Annotated in this window: 1 protein-coding gene; it reads right to left on the reverse strand. The window is 54.6% G+C overall.

The window, feature by feature from the left end; all coding sequences use genetic code 11:
- A partial coding sequence (locus tag IV91_RS0115095) for an RNA-guided endonuclease InsQ/TnpB family protein (protein ID WP_031599606.1) occupies positions 1-348 on the reverse strand: 348 nt, incomplete at both ends.

Raw genomic sequence — 348 nt, forward strand, 5'->3', positions numbered from 1 at the left:
CGAAAGCGAAAGACTCTTGAGGACGTATCCGCAACTCGAACACCGCTTCGAACTCGGGTACCAACGATCGATCTTGACAACCGTTCGACCGGCCCAGACAGCCTTATATTCCAGTTGTCGGGCAATTTCACCAAATCCCGCATTCAGAACCGAACGGTTCAGGCCTGACTTGGCCTTGACGTTCGATCCGGGCTTGTCAGCACTTCCTTTCGCACTAGCCGCCATGCCACGGACATACAGGGATTCCATCGAAATCGTTTGGTTCTCGCGAACGATGGAGGTGGTGAGTTTATGCTGCCAGTCCTTGCGGACGTTGGCGGCATGTTCAGTGACGCGACCCACTTTCCA

Origin of the sequence: Ferrovum myxofaciens (assembly GCF_000735045.1) — a bacterium.
In the GTDB taxonomy this organism is placed as follows: domain Bacteria; phylum Pseudomonadota; class Gammaproteobacteria; order Burkholderiales; family Ferrovaceae; genus Ferrovum; species Ferrovum myxofaciens.